At 65.9% G+C, this 16,774-nt stretch carries 19 protein-coding genes; 7 read left to right on the forward strand and 12 right to left on the reverse strand.

The window, feature by feature from the left end; all coding sequences use genetic code 11:
• The 4 genes from GXP39_18415 to GXP39_18430 form a co-directional block, all read left to right on the forward strand.
• A partial coding sequence (locus tag GXP39_18415) for a hypothetical protein (GenBank protein ID NOZ30008.1) occupies nt 1–219 on the forward strand: 219 nt, incomplete at its 5' end.
• A gap of 360 nt (nt 220–579) precedes the next feature.
• Nucleotides 580–1,830, forward strand: a complete 1,251-nt coding sequence (gene fabF / locus GXP39_18420; GenBank protein ID NOZ30009.1) for a beta-ketoacyl-ACP synthase II — start codon at nt 580–582, stop codon at nt 1,828–1,830.
• Between the two features lie 151 nt (nt 1,831–1,981).
• Entirely contained in the window at nt 1,982–3,217 is a 1,236-nt protein-coding gene (locus GXP39_18425) for a ketoacyl-ACP synthase III (GenBank protein NOZ30010.1), read from the forward strand.
• Nucleotides 3,217–3,888, forward strand: a complete 672-nt coding sequence (locus tag GXP39_18430) for an NUDIX hydrolase (protein NOZ30011.1) — start codon at nt 3,217–3,219, stop codon at nt 3,886–3,888. The genes GXP39_18425 and GXP39_18430 overlap by 1 nt, the downstream gene beginning before the upstream one ends.
• 83 nt (nt 3,889–3,971) lie before the next feature.
• On the opposite strand, the gene GXP39_18435 is transcribed toward GXP39_18430, so the two are convergent.
• The 7 genes from GXP39_18435 to GXP39_18465 all read right to left on the reverse strand — a co-directional run bounded on the left by GXP39_18435 (nt 3,972) and on the right by GXP39_18465 (nt 7,088).
• The gene (locus GXP39_18435; protein NOZ30012.1) at nt 3,972–4,643 is read right to left on the reverse strand and encodes a glutaredoxin; all 672 of its coding nucleotides are present in this window, start codon (nt 4,641–4,643) and stop codon (nt 3,972–3,974) included.
• A gap of 210 nt (nt 4,644–4,853) precedes the next feature.
• Nucleotides 4,854–5,039 carry a histidine kinase gene (locus tag GXP39_18440; GenBank protein NOZ30013.1) on the reverse strand — a complete coding sequence of 62 codons (186 nt, stop codon included), beginning with the start codon at nt 5,037–5,039 and terminating at the stop codon, nt 4,854–4,856.
• On the reverse strand, nt 5,036–5,458 hold the full coding sequence (locus tag GXP39_18445) for an OsmC family protein (GenBank protein ID NOZ30014.1): 423 nt from the start codon (nt 5,456–5,458) through the stop codon (nt 5,036–5,038). The genes GXP39_18440 and GXP39_18445 overlap by 4 nt, the downstream gene beginning before the upstream one ends.
• Before the next feature lie 3 nt (nt 5,459–5,461).
• On the reverse strand, nt 5,462–5,728 hold the full coding sequence (locus tag GXP39_18450; GenBank protein NOZ30015.1) for a co-chaperone GroES: 267 nt from the start codon (nt 5,726–5,728) through the stop codon (nt 5,462–5,464).
• Between the two features lie 87 nt (nt 5,729–5,815).
• Complete coding sequence (locus GXP39_18455) at nt 5,816–6,067, reverse strand: NrdH-redoxin (GenBank protein NOZ30016.1); 252 nt, start codon at nt 6,065–6,067, stop codon at nt 5,816–5,818.
• A gap of 63 nt (nt 6,068–6,130) precedes the next feature.
• Entirely contained in the window at nt 6,131–6,421 is a 291-nt protein-coding gene (locus GXP39_18460; protein NOZ30017.1) for a hypothetical protein, read from the reverse strand.
• The gene (locus GXP39_18465) at nt 6,402–7,088 is read right to left on the reverse strand and encodes a sigma-70 family RNA polymerase sigma factor (GenBank protein NOZ30018.1); all 687 of its coding nucleotides are present in this window, start codon (nt 7,086–7,088) and stop codon (nt 6,402–6,404) included. Before GXP39_18465 ends, GXP39_18460 begins: the two co-directional genes overlap by 20 nt.
• Nucleotides 7,089–7,234: 146 nt before the next feature.
• Between GXP39_18465 and GXP39_18470 the strand changes: the two genes are divergently transcribed.
• Complete coding sequence (locus tag GXP39_18470; protein NOZ30019.1) at nt 7,235–9,253, forward strand: hydantoinase/oxoprolinase family protein; 2,019 nt, start codon at nt 7,235–7,237, stop codon at nt 9,251–9,253.
• 61 nt (nt 9,254–9,314) lie between these two features.
• Nucleotides 9,315–9,818 carry a molybdopterin-guanine dinucleotide biosynthesis protein B gene (gene mobB, locus GXP39_18475; GenBank protein NOZ30020.1) on the forward strand — a complete coding sequence of 168 codons (504 nt, stop codon included), beginning with the start codon at nt 9,315–9,317 and terminating at the stop codon, nt 9,816–9,818.
• On the opposite strand, the gene GXP39_18480 is transcribed toward mobB, so the two are convergent.
• Together GXP39_18480 and GXP39_18485 are read right to left on the reverse strand one after the other, a co-directional pair.
• On the reverse strand, nt 9,812–11,560 hold the full coding sequence (locus GXP39_18480; protein ID NOZ30021.1) for a CHAT domain-containing protein: 1,749 nt from the start codon (nt 11,558–11,560) through the stop codon (nt 9,812–9,814). The two genes, mobB and GXP39_18480, sit on opposite strands and share 7 nt — an antisense overlap.
• Nucleotides 11,561–11,668: 108 nt before the next feature.
• Nucleotides 11,669–12,430 carry a prepilin peptidase gene (locus GXP39_18485; protein NOZ30022.1) on the reverse strand — a complete coding sequence of 254 codons (762 nt, stop codon included), beginning with the start codon at nt 12,428–12,430 and terminating at the stop codon, nt 11,669–11,671.
• Nucleotides 12,431–12,559: 129 nt separating this feature from the next.
• On the opposite strand from GXP39_18485, the gene GXP39_18490 reads away from it, so the two are divergent.
• Nucleotides 12,560–13,375, forward strand: coding sequence for a hypothetical protein (locus GXP39_18490; GenBank protein ID NOZ30023.1), 816 nt, complete (start codon nt 12,560–12,562; stop codon nt 13,373–13,375).
• On the opposite strand, the gene GXP39_18495 is transcribed toward GXP39_18490, so the two are convergent.
• From GXP39_18495 to GXP39_18505, 3 genes are read right to left on the reverse strand one after another with little or no spacing between them, the layout of a single operon-like run.
• On the reverse strand, nt 13,350–14,288 hold the full coding sequence (locus tag GXP39_18495) for an EamA family transporter (protein ID NOZ30024.1): 939 nt from the start codon (nt 14,286–14,288) through the stop codon (nt 13,350–13,352). The two genes, GXP39_18490 and GXP39_18495, sit on opposite strands and share 26 nt — an antisense overlap.
• Nucleotides 14,289–14,292: 4 nt before the next feature.
• Nucleotides 14,293–15,384, reverse strand: a complete 1,092-nt coding sequence (locus GXP39_18500; protein NOZ30025.1) for a ketopantoate reductase family protein — start codon at nt 15,382–15,384, stop codon at nt 14,293–14,295.
• 8 nt (nt 15,385–15,392) lie between these two features.
• Nucleotides 15,393–16,703: an anaerobic glycerol-3-phosphate dehydrogenase subunit C gene (locus GXP39_18505; GenBank protein ID NOZ30026.1), complete on the reverse strand. Its 1,311-nt coding sequence runs from the start codon at nt 16,701–16,703 to the stop codon at nt 15,393–15,395.
• Nucleotides 16,704–16,774 lie beyond the last annotated feature (71 nt).

Here is a 16,774-nt window from a genome sequence, read left to right on the forward strand (position 1 = left end):
GAGAACGCGATGATCCTGCTCATTATCCAGGAGCCGGATGGCGACTTCGTCCCGCTACAGGCCATCTCCGACGAGTACGGATACGCCGTCATCCGGTATCGTATCCCCCGACGCGCGCCGACGGGCACCTATGGGGTCCGGCTGGTGGATGTGGTCGGACAGAGCATCCAGCTTGACTGGGAGGATTCCGTCACGGAGACATCTTTCATCGTCCGCTAACCTCCACCCGGCATCTCCCAGCCGAGGTGCCCGACGGAAGACACACACGAAATTCAGAGGGGCGGCTAGTCGACTAGCCGCCCCTCATCACATCTCATCCTATCGTCTCCCACGCCCCACATCCGATGCGCACCTTTTCCCTTCGGTCAGTGTTATAAAGCCACGAGTAACCCATTCGACCACAAGGTCCCTCGCCAGGGAAACGGCCCCTACCCAACAAGAATCCAAAGTAGGGCGTTGCTCGCGGCGAGGGGCGGGCTTATGGAGCGGGCCTCCGATGGGACGGTCGTCCCTCGCATGCCCGGGAATCCGCACCTCACACGAGACAACCGTGCTTACCAGGAGTGACACAGAGTGATGATGAAGGATACACGCGTGGTGGTAACCGGCTTGGGCGCAGTCACGGCATTGGGCCTGGACGTGCCGACGACCTGGTCCGGCGTCCTGGCCGGGCGATCCGGCGTCGACCGGATCACCTCTTTCGACCCAAGCCCCTACAAGACTCAAATCGCCGCCGAGATCAAGGATTTCGATCCCACACGATATCTGGACCGCCGAACGGCGCGCCGCCTGGACCGTTTCACCCACTTCGCCGTGGCGGCCAGCCAGGAGGCCGTGCAGGATTCAGGACTCAACCTGGCGAACGAGGATCCGCGAGCCGTGGGAGTGATCATCGGCTCCGCTCTGGGCGGGCTCGGGACGCTGCTGCGGGAACAGGAGATCCTCCGCACCCGCGGCCCCCGGCGTGTGAACCCGTTCTTCGTCCCCGCCATCCTGATCGACACCGCCGCCGGACAGGTGGCCATCGAGCTGGGAGTGCGCGGCCCGAACATGGCCATCGTCTCCGCCTGTGCGACGGGAAACGGGGCGATCGGGGAGGCGGCGGAGATCATCCGCCGCGGGGACGCCGAGGTCATCCTGGCCGGAGGCAGCGAGGCGGTCATCCATCCGATCACGCTGGCCGGGCTCAACGTCATGGGCGCCCTCTCCACCCGAAACGAGGATCCCCCGCGAGCCTGTCGCCCCTTCGACGCCCAGAGGGATGGCTTCGTCATGGGCGAAGGAGCAGCCGTGCTCGTCCTGGAATCGCTGGATCACGCCCTGGAGCGCGGCGCGCACATCTACGCCGAGATCCTGTCCTACGCGGCCACAGCCGACGCCTTCCATCTGGCCCAGCCGGCCGAGGACTCCGCCGGGGCCGTGGAGGCCATGGAAAAGGCCCTGCAGCGGGCCGGGATCCAGCCCACCGAGGTGCAGTATATCAACGCGCATGGCACCTCGACCGCGCTCAACGACCGCAGCGAGACGGCCGCCATCAAGCAGGTCTTCGGCGAGCACGCTTACCGGCTGGCCGTCTCCTCCACCAAGTCCATGACCGGACACCTCCTGGGAGCGGCGGGTGCCCTGGAGGCGGTGCTGTGCGTCAAGGCCCTTCAGGAGCGCGTTCTGCCGCCCACCATCAACTACGAACATCCCGATCCCGAATGCGATCTGGATTACGTACCCAACCAGGCCCGCCCCGCGCCGGACCTGAACGTGGCGATGTCCAACGCGTTCGGCCTGGGCGGACACAACGCCTGCCTGATTATGCGCCGATGGGAGGGTTCCTGACGCACATGGGAAGCAGCCCTCCGGTCACCGACAGGATCGTATGCGATAGATAGAGGCGGGGGAGAGCACGGCCGCGTCGACGGGCTTCTCAAAGGAGCGGGAGCGCGCGTGGCCGTGAAAACCTCGCGAAAGTCGCACGGAGTGAAACGCTGTGAGACGGTATGCGCAGATCATCGGCTGGGGCAAGAGCCTCCCGAATCACATATTGACGAACGACGACCTCGCCCGCATCGTGGACACCAGCGATGAGTGGATCCGGACACGCACCGGCATCCGCCAACGCTACATCGCCACCGATCCTCGGGAGACCACGGCGAGCCTGGCCATCAAGGCGGCCCAGGAGGCGCTCCGGGTGGCGAACGTACCGGCCAGCCGGGTGAACATGGTCATCGTCGCCACGTCCTCTCCGGAGCACATCTTCCCCTCCACCGCATCCCTCGTGCAGGACGGGATCGGCGCCACTCGCGCCGGCGCATTCGATCTGAGCGCCGCCTGCTCCGGCTTCGTGTACGCGCTGAGCATCGCCCGGGGCCTGATCGCCAGCGAGTCCGCCGAATATGTCCTGGTCATCGGGGCGGAGACCCTCTCCCGTTTAGTGGACTGGTCCGACCGCAACACCTGCGTGCTGTTCGGCGACGGGGCGGGAGCCGTCCTGGTCGCCGCCAGTGAGGTCCCGGGGGGGATCCTCTCCACCGTGTTGGGATCCGACGGATCCGGCGGGGATCTGCTCATCGTGCCGGCGGGAGGGAGCCGCCTTCCGGCCAGCCTGGAGACCGTGGCGTCCGGCCAGCATTATCTCAAGATGGACGGCCGCGGGGTGTTCCGCTTCGCCACGCGCGTGATGGCACGGGCCACGCAGGAGGTCGTGGAGCAAGCGGGGCTCACCATGAGCGATATCGAGCTGGTGATCCCACACCAAGCCAACCGTCGAATCATCGAGTCCGCCGCCAAACAACTCGGGCTCGATATGGACCGCATGTACACGAACCTGGACCGCTACGGCAACACGTCCACGGCCTCCATCCCCATCGCGCTGTGTGAGGCCATCGAGGAAGGCCGGATCCGGCAACACGATCACCTGGTCATGGTGGGATTTGGCGCCGGGCTCACCTGGGGCGCGACCGTCGTTCAGTGGGGAGTGCCCCTGCCCCTTCCCGAGACGCCCTGGTGGCGAAGCGCGCAGTACTCCGGCTCGTTCCACGTGGCCCAGGCGCGATCTTTCGGGCGCCGGGTGCTCCGCCGCCTGTACGATGTGGTCATCGGGCCGCGCGAGGAGAACGGACACGCGCCACGCGGGCTATGGCGCGGCGGCGTGGAAAAGCTGAGAGGCCGTCGACAGGAGCCCGATCACGGGTCTCCCACGGACACGTTTGAGAAGGACAGCTGATGGATTCCCAGGGGACCTCACCCTCATCCGCTTCCGATGCGTACCCCCGGCCGTCCGTCACCGCAGACGTGGTCGCCTGGCTGGTGCGCGATGGCGCTCCGCACGTGCTGCTGATCCGACGACGATACTGGCCATATGAGGGGCATTGGGCCCTCCCCGGCGGGTTTATCGACATCACCGAGACGCTGGAACAGGCCGCCCGGCGTGAGCTGGCCGAGGAGACGGGGCTGACCGACGTCCCCCTGGAGCCGATACGGCTCTTTGATGCGCCGGGTCGGGACCCGCGCAGGCGCGTGATCACCATGGCCTACCTGGCGCTTCTGGGAGAACGCGGGGACGGCTGGCGACCACGGGCCGGCGACGATGCGGCCGACGCTCGCTGGTGGCCGGTGGCGGATTTGCCCTCCCTGGCCTTCGACCACGGCCAGATCATCGCCGCCGCGAGGGCCCACCTGCGCCGCCGGCTGCTGGGCGACGACCTGGGACGCCACCTTCTGCCCGATCCGTTCACCGCGCGGGAGCTGCGAAGCGCCTTCTCATCCGTCCTGGGCGAGCCGGTGTCGACCCGCTCCGTGCTGCGCCTTCTCCGGGCCGCCGGCGTGATCGAGGGCCTGCCGGGGGGCCGCTATCGCTACCGTCCAATCGCCCAAGGGACGTGGCCCTACTGGTGATCCCGTCAGCGGGGATACCTCTGGAAAAAAGTACGGGCTGGATACCGTGGCATCCAGCCCGTTCGCTTGGAGGGGGGACGGGGTCAGGCGACGGATCTCTGGGCTTCCACCGCCTGCAGCACACGCTCCAACAACATCGGTTCAGGAACCGCACCCTCTAGGTGGTAATCCTCATTGATGACGGTACGCGGCACGCCCATCACCTGGTATTTGTTGGCCAGATGGGGGAACTCGATCGCCTCCACCATATCCGCGGTGATGAGATCGCTCTCCAGCGCCAACTGATGGGCCAGCCGCACGGCCATCGGGCAGTACGGGCATGTGGGCGTCACGAACACCTGGATGTGCACGGGCTCATTGATCTGAGCCACGGCCTGCTTCGTCTCCTGCGACAGGCCCGATTCGCCCTGGGAGACCATCAGGATATCCTCGATCAGAGAGCTGAACTCGTACCCTGACGGGATCCCGAAATAGCGAATCCCGTAATCCTTCGGCTCATCACCCCCCCGCACGATCGCGATGGCCGGGATCTTATCGATCTTATAGGCCTCCACGGCCTCCTTATCCGTCACAAAGTCGCGCACCTCGGCCGTGATCTTATCCGATAATTGCGCCAGCTCTTCCACAATCTGTCGGGTCTCGCGACAATACTGACACTCCGTCTCCTGAGTAAACATAACCAGCTTCACCGGTGCCACCAGGTTCTGGAATTCCTCTCGCAGAACCTGTTGATCCTGCTTGCCAATCAACGGCATGATACGCTTCCTCCTGAAAGTCTGCGACCCTTTCGGCCACATGGGATGGGATGCCTGCTCTGGATCCAAAGGCACGGATCCTTGAAATCTCCACCCGTTTAGATGCGAGGGAGGGGGATACGTTACATCCGAACACAAAAAAACGGGACCGGCCCCCGGTCTCACGATGGCCGGCCCCGCCACGCACGTTCCATGTCCACCGGGCGCGCCTCACGGCTTCGCTTTTCGCATGCGCGCCCGCGCGGCCTCCAGCTCCTCCTCCAGCTCCTCCAGCTCGATCAGCAAGGCGGGCGGCACCGAGTGCGCGGGTAGCCGTCGGCGCAGATCCTCCACCCGCGCCTCCAGCTCCGCGACCCGGCGGGCCACCTCCTCCTCGCTCAGTTCACGCTCGCTCATGCAGGCTCAATACGATAGCTGCTCGTGATGCGCGCCACGCCACGAATCGTGGCCTCGACGGAGCAATACTTCTCCTCAGAGAGCTGGATCGCCCGCTCGACCGCCTGGGGCGAGATGTCCTCCCCGCGCACCACATACTCCACATGAATGTCCGTGTACTTGTGCGGGTGCGTGTCCGCCTGCTCCCCCCGGACGTTGATCTCGAATCCCGTCACCTTCTGTCGCTTCTTCCGCAGGATCGAGATCACATCCATGGCGGTGCAGCCGGCCAGGGAGATCAGCAGCAACTCCATCGGGCGAAAGCCCGCGTTCCGGCCCCCATGCTCGGCCGAGCTATCCATCACCACCGTATGCCCCGAGGCGGCGGTGCCCGCAAACTCCATGCCGTCTCGCCACGTAACCTTCGCTTCAACAGCCATTTTCTATTCCTTCACACGCGCCAAGATATCGCCGACATCCAGGATCAGATAGTCGGCGCCGTTCAGACGGATCTCCGTGCCGCTATACTTTGCATACAGGATCTGATCGCCTACGCTCACTGGGATATCCTCCCCGTCACCCACGGCGACCACCTCGCCGCGCTGCGGCTTCTCCTTGGCCGTCTCGGGCAACAGGATCCCAGAAGCCGTCCGCGACTCTTCCTCGATCACCTTCACCAACACTCGATCTCCCAACGGCTCTACCTGCATCGGTCTTATCCTCCTCTTCTTCCAAAAATTGGCACACCCGGCGCACAATCGCCGGGGCTCTGAACCTATACAGAACGCTCGCCCCCCTCAGTTCCGCAGTCCCAACAGCCGATCGATCTTGGGGCGATCAAAGCCGATCACGATCTTCCCACCGATGTCCACGACGGGCACTCCCATCTGGCCCGTGCGACGCACCACATCTCGCGCCGCCCGCTCATCCCGGGAGATGTCCACATCCTTGAACTTGATCTTATGCTGACGCAGATAGCGCTTAAGCGCATTGCAGTACCTGCACGTCGGCGTTGTGAAGACGATGACCCGAGGTTGCTTCGAGACCATCAGATAGCTCCCCTCTCCCAGATGTGCTGTTCTCGTGGTGAGTGCGAACGCGCTCGATGAGCCTTACGCGTCCTCATCAGGCTCGGCCAGCGGCTCCTTCCGCAGATACGGCTCCAGGTCCAGCGCCTTGAACAGCCGAAGCTCCACATCCTCCGGCAGCTCGGGCGGGTCTGGCATCTGATACAGGAGCACCGTCTTGCGCAACGTGTCGATGACGATGCGGCAGTTCTCGCAGTCGGCCAGGTGCGCCTCGATCTCCTCACACAGCCGGGCCTCCAGCTCGCCGTCGATGTAGTCGGAGAGCATTCCCAACAATTGGCGGCAGTCCTCATGACTATGGACGTGCGTCATCATGATCTCCTCGCTCAGCGACGGATGCCCGATGGGCGGCGAAATATTCGGTCAGATACTCCCGCAGCCGCATCCTCGCCCGATGCAGACGCACCTTCGCGGCCGACTCTGAGATCCCCAGCGTCTCCGCCGTCTCCGCCGTGGACAGCCCCTCGATGTCTCGCAGGATAAAGGTCGCACGCAGCGTCTCCGGCAGGGCGGCGATGGCCTCGTCCATCACGCGGCGAAGCTCCTCATTCAGGGCGTGCTTCTCGGGATTCCACCCCCAATCGATCAGCTGCCGGGGGGCGACCTCGCCGTCCTCCAGCTCCACCGGGTCGTCGATGGACACCGTCTCCAGCTTGCGGCGACGCAGCCGCATCAACCCCGCATTGGTGGCGATGCGATATAGCCACGTCCCCAGGCTGGAGCGGCCCTCGAAGTCCCGCACGTGCTGGCACGCGCTGATGAACGTCTCCTGCAAGACCTCCTCGGCCTCGTCCGGGTCGCCCATGAGCTTCAGGGCTACCCGATAGATGCGCGGGGAAAAGCGCTTGACCATCACCGCACATGCGGCTCGGTCCCCCGCCTTGAGCGCAGCCACCAGCGCCTGCTCATCGAGATCGTTCGATCCCACGACTTCCTCCTGTTCAGATGCAAGGGAGAGGGATTTGGTTACACGTATCCTCATGGATCCCTGCTCATGATATGCCAGACCCCCTCCCGCGTCAACCCCTCGACCGTTGGACGTTCGCCCGCTTCTGCGCTAATATTCCCCCCGGACACACGCACGCGCACAGAGGCCTTCTTCCGCCTCTGTCCAGGAGGAGCAAACCCTTGACGTGGATGTTGGGCATCGACACGGGTGGCACATACACGGACGCCGTGATCCTGGACCCCGAGCAGGGCCGGGTGCTCACCAGCGCCAAAGCCCTCACCACCCACCACGATCTCAGCTACGGCATCGACGCCGCCATCACGATGCTGACAGGGATCGACATAAGCCGGATCGGCCTGGTGGGACTCTCCACCACGCTGGCGACCAACGCGCTGGTGGAAGGACGAGGCGGGCGCGTCGGACTGATCCTCATCGGCTACGATCCACAGCTCATCGAGCGATGGGGCTTTCGACGTGAGCTGGTCACCGATCAGGTGATCTTCCTACGCGGCGGGCATGATCTCAACGGCCGGGAGGCAGCACCCCTGGACGTGAGCGCGCTGCGGGAGGCCGTGCTCCGACACGAGGGCCAGGTGGATGCATGGGCCATCTCGGGATACTTCGGCGTGCGGAACCCGGACCACGAACGACGCGCCCGGGACGTGGTGGCCTCGCTCAGCGACCTGCCCATCACCTGCGCCCACGAGCTCACAGGCGAATTGAACGCCATCCGCCGGGCGACCACCGTCGCCCTGAACGCCCGCCTGATCCCCTTGATCCAACGGCTGATTCAGGCCGTCCAGCACACCTTGCGGCGGCATCACATCCCGGCCACGCTCATGGTCGTGCGCGGCGACGGGGCGCTGCTCCGGGCCGACGTCGCGCTGCGACACCCCGTGGAGACGATCCTCTCCGGCCCGGCCGCTAGCATCGTCGGCGCCCGATACCTGACGGGTCTGGACGACGCGCTGGTGATCGACATGGGCGGGACGACGACGGACGTCGCCGTGCTGGAGGGCGGGCGCCCCATCATCCGGAACGACGGGGCCCAGGTGGGGGGCTGGCGCACCCTGGTGCGCGCTGTGGACGCCCAAACCACCGGCCTGGGCGGGGACAGCCACATCCGATGGAAGAACGGCCGTCTGCGGATCGGGCCGGAACGGGCGATCCCGCTGTCCATGGCCATCGCCCTATACCCACAGGCCGCCGACGAGTGGAGGAACGGCGGAGGACGCTCGGACCCTCCCGAGCTCTTCGCGCTCGTCGAGCTGACGCCACGATGGGAGACGACGAGCCTGGAACGCCAGATCCTGGACGCGCTGGGAGATGGGCCGCTCTCGTTGGAGCGATTGGAGCAGAGGATCCCTCGCGCCCGCCTGTACCTGAGCCGCCCCAACCGACTGGAGCGATACGGCCTGATCCGGCGCGTGGGATTCACCCCAACGGACGCGTTGCACGTGGAGGGGATCTACCGGGCATGGGACGTGCAAGCGGCCCAGGCCGCGGCCGCCGCTCTGGGCGAGCGAATGGGATGCTCCGCCGCGCGGCTGAGCCAATACGTCCACGAGCGGGTGGTGCGAGAGCTGGTGATCGCCATCCTGAACCGCCTGGTCTCGCTGGAGGGGACGGCGGAGGACGTAATGGCCGCGCCGGTGGCTCGCCTGCTGGTGGAGCGCGCCCTGGGCGATCACCGCCTGCCCGACCTGGAGGTCAACCTACGGCTGCGCCGTCCCATCGTGGCGCTGGGAGCCCCCGCGGCGGCCTACTTCCACCGCGTCGCCGAGCGGCTGAGCACGGAGGTGATCATCCCGGAACACGCGGGCGTCGCCAACGCGGTGGGAGCCGTCTCCGGTAGCATCATGCACACGTGTGAGATGCACATCACCGCCCAGTACGACGTGACCGGAATCACCGGCTACGCGCTGCATTCCACGGCCGGGCTGTGGGAGTTCGAGAGCCTGGACGAGGCGCTGACGTTCGCCCGAGAGCGAGGGCGCGAGCTGGCTGCGGCCGGGGCGCGTGCGGCCGGAGCCACCGAGATCGGGATCGAGGAGGAGATCGAGGAGGAGAAGGCGACCACGTCATGGGGCGGAGACGCGCTGTATCTGGGAACGCGCCTGCGCTTCACCGCCATCGGACGCCCGGATCTACAGGAACCACCCTCATCGGAAGAGGGCCCCTCAGCGCGCCCGGGATAATGGCCGCCCTCGAACGTCAGCGGACTGCCCACTTTCATTCGAACAACGGAGGAATCCTTCCATGCCCCCGATCATCGCCATCGTCGGCCGCTCGGACAGCGGCAAGACCACGTTCCTGGAGAAGCTAATCCCCGAGTTGAAGGCACGCGGGTGGCGGGTTGGCGTCATCAAGCATCACGGCCATCCCTCGCCCCTGGACCAGCCGGGCAAGGATACCTGGCGGCACGCCGAGGCGGGCGCAGATCGCGTCGTGGCCGCGTCATCGGTCGAGCTAGCGTTGTTTGAACGGCTGACGGAAAAGCCCTCGCCCAGGGAGATCGCCCGGCGCTTCTTCACCGATGTGGACATCGTGCTGACCGAAGGGCACAAACGCAGCGACCTGCCCAAGATCGAGATATGCCGGGCAGCGCGCAGCCGAGAGCTGCTCTGCACGCCCGATGAACTGCTGGCGGTCGTGAGCGACCTGCGCTTCCCGATCCCCGTGCCCCACTTCGATCTGTCGGACGCGAAGGGGATCGCGGATCTCATCGAGGAACGCTACCTCTCCCCGGAAACCGCTCAATAGTGAACCCGCTTGAACCGGGTTTCCCGTTGGACCAGGAACCAATGCCGTCGTGACGACACACCCCCCGGCCGAGCCATCGCCACCAGCCGGCGATAGATCGTCCGCTCCGCCTCCAACTGGCCGCCCGAGCGACGGACGACTCGATCCCAATATTCGGGGTACGTCGTCTGCAGCCAGCGAGCCAGGTCCGCGGCATAGAATGCCCGCTCATACGGCTGCTGTGCGACGGCCTCCTCCAACACGGCCTCGGTGAGCACGCCAGCCTCAAAATCCTCAGGCGAGACCTCCTCGGGGGCTCCCGCATCATCTAGCGCGGTCACCAGCGCTCGCACCGCGGCCAGCTCCGCCTCATCATCGGCCAACTCATCCCCCAGGACGTGAATCTGCTCCTGCAGATGCAAGGGCCGCTCAGCCGGGGTGTAAACGGCCATCTGTTCCTGAAGCGCGTCCAGATGACGCTGCCGCTGCGCCACGCGATCGGCCAGAGCACGCATCCGATTCCTCAGATCCCGCAGGGGTTGCCTCCGCAGATACTCCCGCTCGGCCTCAGGGAGCTCCCTCGGCCGCTCCTCTACCTGGACGGCCGCCTGTCCCTCCTCCCCAACCAGTGTGAAGATGCGGCCATGTTCGGCGTTGAGGAAGAGCACGGGGGTGGCATAGCCCTGATGATCGGGCCATCGGGCTTCCAGCTCGGCGCGAGCGTCAGCCACGGCGGCATCAACCCGGCCGGGATGCCGCGATCCCAGCAGGGAGCGATATAACGCGTGGGCAAAGGCGATGGCTACATCATCCCGGATCTCATACTGCATGCCGATCACCGCCGGCACCCCCGCCTGAATCAGCGCCGGCCCCAGCCCGGCCAACAGCCTGCCCTCTGACAGAGGCCGGGAGGAAGTCTGGGCACCCTTGCACGTGGCCAGCACCACCAACCGCACGCTCTCCCCACGCGCGTTCAACAGCGTGCGCATCTGATCGGAGCGCACCCAGGTCAGGCCATCCTCCGTGAAGCGATCCTCCGGGGAGGCGGTGAACATCAACTGCCCATACGTGCCGTCGAACTCGCCGTGGGTGGCGAAATGAAGGACGTGAGGCTGCCATTCCCCCAGGAGCTCGCTGAACGCGGCGAAAGTGGCCTGTCCGGTCAGCGTCCGCAACTCGGCCCGGTCGCCCAGCTGCTTCAGCGCCCCCCGCACAATCTGCAACTCCCGCTCCCAGTTCAGGCCGGTGTCTTCCGGGGCAATGAAGAGCACGCGCAATGGGAGGCGAATCGAGATCGGCCGACGAGGAGGCACCTGTCCCACACGCCCCACCGCGCGCACCAACGGATGTCGGCTGCGACACGCGATCGACCGGCCGATCCTCTCGTCGTACAGCAGCTCCCAGGGCAGGGCAGCGATGGCCGGGGGGTCGATGGCTAGGCGGACTCGCACTCCGGGGACGCGCCCGGAGTCCAGATCGGCCTGGGCGATGGTCCACAGCCGCTCTACCTCACCGGTGAAGAGCTTTTGATACAGGGCCCATCCCACCTCATGCAGGAAATCGGCCCCCACATCCCGCACGACCTCGGTCAGTCGCTCCTGCCACTTCATCCACTGCGGCCTCATGGGGTCCAGGCGCAGCACGGAAGAAGCGCGCGGCTGTCCGGGATAGAAGGCGAGGACGGGATAGGCGTGCGTCTGCGCGGCCGACTCCTCGGCTGCAGGCTCTTGGATGATGATCTCCAGATCGGCGTAGTCGTCCATACATCCCCTCACGGTCGCCGCCAAGCCGGACACGAGGCCGGCGTGTGATCGCCCACCCTCCCGCACTCGAAATGCGATACGCTTTCACGAGATGGCCTGCATGCCATCTCATCCCCACAGCAAGGCTATCGCCGCCCCCAGGGCCAGATAAGGCCCATAGGCCATGGCCGCAAACGGCCGATAACGTCCCCGGGCTAACCGCCAGACGATCCATCCCAGGGCGACGACGGCGCCGATGACGGCTCCCAGGAAGAGGGCCAACACCACCCCGGGATAACCGACGGCCAGGCCGATGAAAAGCGCCAGCTTCACGTCCCCCGCGCCCAAAGCGGGCCCGTGAACGCCCTTCCCCCGGCTCACGAGCCTCAGAAACAGCTCGCCCAAACCGTACACGGCCAGGAACAGGCCGAACGCGAGCACGCCGCCGATCAGAGATCGCCGGACCCCCGGCGGAATGCCCAGGGCGGAGAGGCCCAATGCCACGGCCGCGGCCGGCAAAACGATCACGTTGGGGATCCGGCGCGTGGCCAGGTCCACCACGCTGATCAGCAGGAGAACGAACAGATAGCCAGCCGCCACGACCGCATATGTGGTCGCGCCCAGGCGTATGACTGCCAACGCAAACAGGGCGGGCAAGGCCGCCTCCACCAACGGTGGACGCACCATCAGCCGGGCACCGCATCCCGGACAACGGCCCCGGAACCGCAGGAACCAGGCCATCGTCGGCCAGGCCGAGGGGTAGGTCCACCCGCAGCGCCCGCACGTGCTCCGGCCAGCCCATCGATCGGCGAGAGCGTTAAGTACCCAGGCTGCTCCCCATCCCAGCCATACGGCAGCGAGAACAGGGCCAAATCCGGCGTCAATTGACAAACCACACCCCTCCAGTTAGAATTCCGTCGTCCCGCCGAGCACGAGGGGTCGCTCTGCACGGAGCCGCGGCCATAAGGAAAGCGCACGGAAGGGCCGTATCCAACGAGATCCCTCCATGAGATGGAGCATATGCCGGACTATCGAGATCGCATCAGCATCACGGGCTGGGTGGCCCTGTTCATCCTCGCCGCCGGGTCCCTGGTCCCCTGGCCGGAGCGAACCTTCACCTGGCAGGTGCTGGGGTCCCCCATCACCCTGGCCATCGATCGAACGGTCATCCTATCCGCCCTGTTGATCCTCGTCGCGTACAGCGGCACGGAGTCCATCCTGCAGGCCCACCCGCTGGCCCTGAGCGGCCGCCTGCGACACACCTGGGTGCACTGGGGTCTACCGGCCTCCATCCTGGTGCTGGCGGAGATGCTCATGCCGGTGATGCCCACCCGCATCTACGTGGTCGGTGGGATCCTCCTCGCCGGGCTGTTACTGGCCATCGCGGAGATCGGCGCCTACCACACCGTCGCTCCCAACGATCCCCACTACCGACTGGCCCGCATCGCCCTGAACGTCGTCGCCTACACCGTCGCCATGGTGCTGTTCCTGCTGGTATATCGCACCCGCGCCCGCAGCCTGGTATCCGCCACCCTGATCGCCGTCATCAGCGTCCTCCTGGCCCTGGAGCTACTCCGCGGCTCCCAGCAGCGCCTGGGCGACGTTCTCCTGTACGCCGGCATCACGGGTGCCCTGCTGGGCGAGGCCACCTGGGCGCTCAACTACTGGCGGACGAGCAGCTACACGGCCGGATTCCTCCTGCTCCTCATCTTCTATCTGACCGTCGGCCTGGGACAGCACGCCCTGATGGAGCGGCTGACCCGTCGCGTGCTCCTGGAGTACGCGGCCGTAGCCGTGGCCGGGGTGCTTTTCATCCTCCTCTGGCTGGCGCCATGACGTCCGCTGGCGCCTCACGGGGGCGCAACAGGACGGCAGCGATGAGGACAAGCCCCACCCCTATCCACTGAGGCGGATCCAACACCTCCCCAAATCCCAGGTATCCCATCAACACGGCCAGGGCTGGCTCCAACGTGGCCAGCAGGCTGGCGACGCTGACGCGAATGCGCTGCACCCCGGCCGCATAGGCGAGCCCGCCTCCCAGCGTCGGCCCCACGGCGATGAAGATCAGCAGGCCCAACACAGGAAGCGATCGCAGCGGCGCGAGCAAATCGCGAGGCGGCTGCAGGGCCACGAGGAGGAAGGCGCCGATGGCGAAGCCGTAGAATTGCACAACGGCCGGCGAATAGCGGCGCACCGCCAGCTTGTTAAAGATGCTGTACAGGCCATATCCGATTCCCGCCCCCAGCCCCCACAGCACGCCCAACACGTTGAACCGAAGCGCCGTCACGTCGTATGCCTGGGCCACCAAAGCACATCCCAGGAATGCCAGCACCAGCGCGATCCCCCGGCGCAGGTCCATCCCCTCTCCCAGCCATCGCCAGGCGATGAGCGCCACCCAGGCGGGCGCGGTGTACATCAAGACCACCGCCATCGCGATGCCCGTGAGATGGATCGCGTACGCGTAGGCGATGTAAAAGAGCGCCACGCCGACCACCCCATAGGCCAGCATCAGCGGCCCATCCCTCCGGGAGATGCGCAGCCCGGCCGGGAAATCTCCCCGGATGACCATCCAGATCGCCAGGGCACAGGCAGCTCCCCCCGCCCGATAGGCGACCAACGTCAACGGGGGTACGCCGAGCCCAAGCACGGCCTTGTAAAACAGCGCCAGGCTGGCCCACAGCACGGCGGCGAGCCAGATGAGCAAATACCCGATCAGGGCATCACCGAAGCGCCCAGAGCGCCGGGACATCGGGTCAATCCCGGGTGTCCAGGATCGATAGCGCAGGACGTCCCTCCCGCACCGCCTCCACCGCGGCGATCAGACGGTCAGGACGATGGGCAAAGGCTTCCCAAGGCACCTGTCGCTTGACCAGAGCGACCAGGACATCATGCAGCGCCTGGTTGACAGGCGTCGGCACCCCAGCTTGACGCCCATATCGCACCACGGCGCCGTTCAGCCATCCCACCTCGGACCGATCCCGGCCTCGATGGAGGTCGATGTGCAGGGAGGGCATCTTGCCGCCACGCCCGCCCCCCGCCATACGACGCACGATGGGCTGGAGGGCCACCACCGGCAGGAAGCGTATGAACGGCACGTACAGCGGCCATCGATAGCGTCCCAGGCGGACCGGACGGATCCCCAAAGCACGCATCACCGCGATGGCCTCCCGCCAGGCGGCCACCTCCAACGCGGCCAGCCGTCGATCGCCGAGCAGCCGCTCCGGCGGCCAATCCAGGATGGCCGAGCTGGCGTTCGCCGTCAGGTTCATGAGCAGCTTCGTCCACTTCAATCCTCGATAGTCGGGATAGCGCTCCACATGGAACCCTGCCTCGGACAGAGCCTGCTGCACATCATCCAATACGCAGGTACGATCCACAGGGGACAGGCCGATCACACCGCTCCGGGCGATGACGATATGCCCGGGCTCGGGCACGGCCACCGGCGTGGTAATCGCCCCCGCGATCACCTGTCGGCGTCTGAAGTGCTGGAATAACGTCTCCTCATTGCCCACGCCATTCTGCAGGGAGAGAATGCGCAACGTCTCCGTCGGCGCCGGGCCATGCGCGCTGAGGGCCATCCGAAGCCCCCGGGCCGCCTCGGCCGTGTTATATGACTTGACCGCGATCAGGGCCAGGTCAAAGGAGCGCTCCCCCGCCAGCGCCTCGCCGATCGAGGTGGCGACCCGGACATCCGGGATCACGGTCTCCTGCCCCTCCTCCGTCAGCCGAAGCCCTCGCTCACGCACGGCCTCCGCCAGCCATGGACGACCCAGCAAGGTGACCGCATGGCCGCCCTGTTGGAGCTTCGCCCCGACCATGGCGCCGATCGCGCCGGCGCCCACCACGAGAACCCTCATCTCGACGCACACAACAATCGGGCCGGCGAATCGTCCACCGCGATCCCGTACGCCAGGGCCAGGACCTCCACCGGATGGACGGAGGGACGCCCCGTCCCATGGGAGATCTGCCAGCGGCAGGTCTCGCTATCACACACAGCCACCGGGCCACCGGTCTCCAGGATCTGCCGGAACAGCGGCTCGCCGACGGCCATGGCGATGTCGTATTTCTCGTGCTTGTAGCCATACGTGCCGGCGATGCCACAGCAATCCGCGTCCATCTCCACGACCGTCAGGCCGGGGATCAGGCTCATCAGGTCGAAAGCCGGGCGCCCCATCCCATGAGCCTTCAACTGGCACGGCGCGTGATAGGGCACGGTGGCCTCGAGGGGGGCGAAGCCCGTGTCCAGCTCATCGCGCTCCCATAGCAGCCGCAGGAACTCGCAGATGTCGTACGTGTGCTCCGCCACCAGGCGGGCGTCCTCATCATCGATGTCCAGGATGGCCCGGTAATCGTGCTTCAGCGTCAACGTGCAGCTGGTGGAGGTGCCGACGATCAGATATCCGCGGCGCACCCACGGCGCCAGTTTGCGCAGATTGCTATACGCATACCTGCGAGCCCCCGTGAAATCGCCCTGGGACATGATGGGAAGGCCACAGCAGTTCTGATCGGGCACCACGACCTCGAATCCGTTTCGCTCCAGGACGGCTACCGCCGCCTTGCCCACACGCGGCTCGTAATACTGGGTGGAACATCCGTGGAAGTAGAGCACCTGCCCACGATCGCCGGGGCGCGCCGGACCCGGCGATGCGGGCTGATCGAACGAGAAGGGGCGTCCCGGCATGACCCGCCGGCCTCGATACCAGTCGCGAAACGTCTGCCGAGCAATAGGAGGGAACGGCGCTCGATGATCGATCCCCAATACCGCCTCGGCGGCCAACCGGAAGGGGGAGAAGTGCATCGCCCAATTGGCCAGGGGCGCCACCGGATGCGCCAGCTTCCCCAGCCATTCGGAACGGCTGATGAGGAGGTTGCGCAGAGGGATGCGCTCCGTCTCATACAGCTTCGCCCGGGCCTTGGCATTGATCTCCATGATCTTGACCCCATGGGGGCAGACCATGTCGCAGACGCCACAGCCGGAGCAGTAATCCACCGATCGATCCACCGTCGGCGCCCTGGGATCACGGAAGCGCTGCGCCTGCGGCCCGACGTACTTCGGGCCGGGGAACCGCTCCGGTGCCACCGTCGCCACCGGGCACGCCGTCGTGCAAATGTTGCACTTCATGCAGTGGTCCAGAGTGAGCCGAACGTCCTGTGATCTCGTCATCCGATATCCATTCGTCTGCCTGTGAACGGCCGATAACATCGGCCATGTACCCTTTCGGCGGAAATGATATG

It is taken from the genome of Chloroflexota bacterium (assembly GCA_013152435.1).
Classification (GTDB): domain Bacteria; phylum Chloroflexota; class Anaerolineae; order DUEN01; family DUEN01; genus DUEN01.

Excerpts from the sequence above, each read along its gene's own strand:
- fabF (NOZ30009.1), top strand. The coding sequence starts at position 580 with ATGAAGGATACACGCGTGGTGGTAACCGGCTTGGGCGCAGTCACGGCA.
- GXP39_18430 (NOZ30011.1), top strand. The coding sequence starts at position 3,217 with ATGGATTCCCAGGGGACCTCACCCTCATCCGCTTCCGATGCGTACCCC.
- GXP39_18435 (NOZ30012.1), bottom strand. The coding sequence starts at position 4,643 with ATGCCGTTGATTGGCAAGCAGGATCAACAGGTTCTGCGAGAGGAATTC.
- GXP39_18440 (NOZ30013.1), bottom strand. The coding sequence starts at position 5,039 with ATGAGCGAGCGTGAACTGAGCGAGGAGGAGGTGGCCCGCCGGGTCGCG.
- GXP39_18445 (NOZ30014.1), bottom strand. The coding sequence starts at position 5,458 with ATGGCTGTTGAAGCGAAGGTTACGTGGCGAGACGGCATGGAGTTTGCG.
- GXP39_18450 (NOZ30015.1), bottom strand. The coding sequence starts at position 5,728 with ATGCAGGTAGAGCCGTTGGGAGATCGAGTGTTGGTGAAGGTGATCGAG.
- GXP39_18455 (NOZ30016.1), bottom strand. The coding sequence starts at position 6,067 with ATGGTCTCGAAGCAACCTCGGGTCATCGTCTTCACAACGCCGACGTGC.
- GXP39_18460 (NOZ30017.1), bottom strand. The coding sequence starts at position 6,421 with ATGATGACGCACGTCCATAGTCATGAGGACTGCCGCCAATTGTTGGGA.
- GXP39_18465 (NOZ30018.1), bottom strand. The coding sequence starts at position 7,088 with ATGAGGATACGTGTAACCAAATCCCTCTCCCTTGCATCTGAACAGGAG.
- mobB (NOZ30020.1), top strand. The coding sequence starts at position 9,315 with ATGCCCCCGATCATCGCCATCGTCGGCCGCTCGGACAGCGGCAAGACC.
- GXP39_18480 (NOZ30021.1), bottom strand. The coding sequence starts at position 11,560 with ATGGACGACTACGCCGATCTGGAGATCATCATCCAAGAGCCTGCAGCC.
- GXP39_18490 (NOZ30023.1), top strand. The coding sequence starts at position 12,560 with ATGCCGGACTATCGAGATCGCATCAGCATCACGGGCTGGGTGGCCCTG.
- GXP39_18495 (NOZ30024.1), bottom strand. The coding sequence starts at position 14,288 with ATGTCCCGGCGCTCTGGGCGCTTCGGTGATGCCCTGATCGGGTATTTG.
- GXP39_18505 (NOZ30026.1), bottom strand. The coding sequence starts at position 16,703 with ATGACGAGATCACAGGACGTTCGGCTCACTCTGGACCACTGCATGAAG.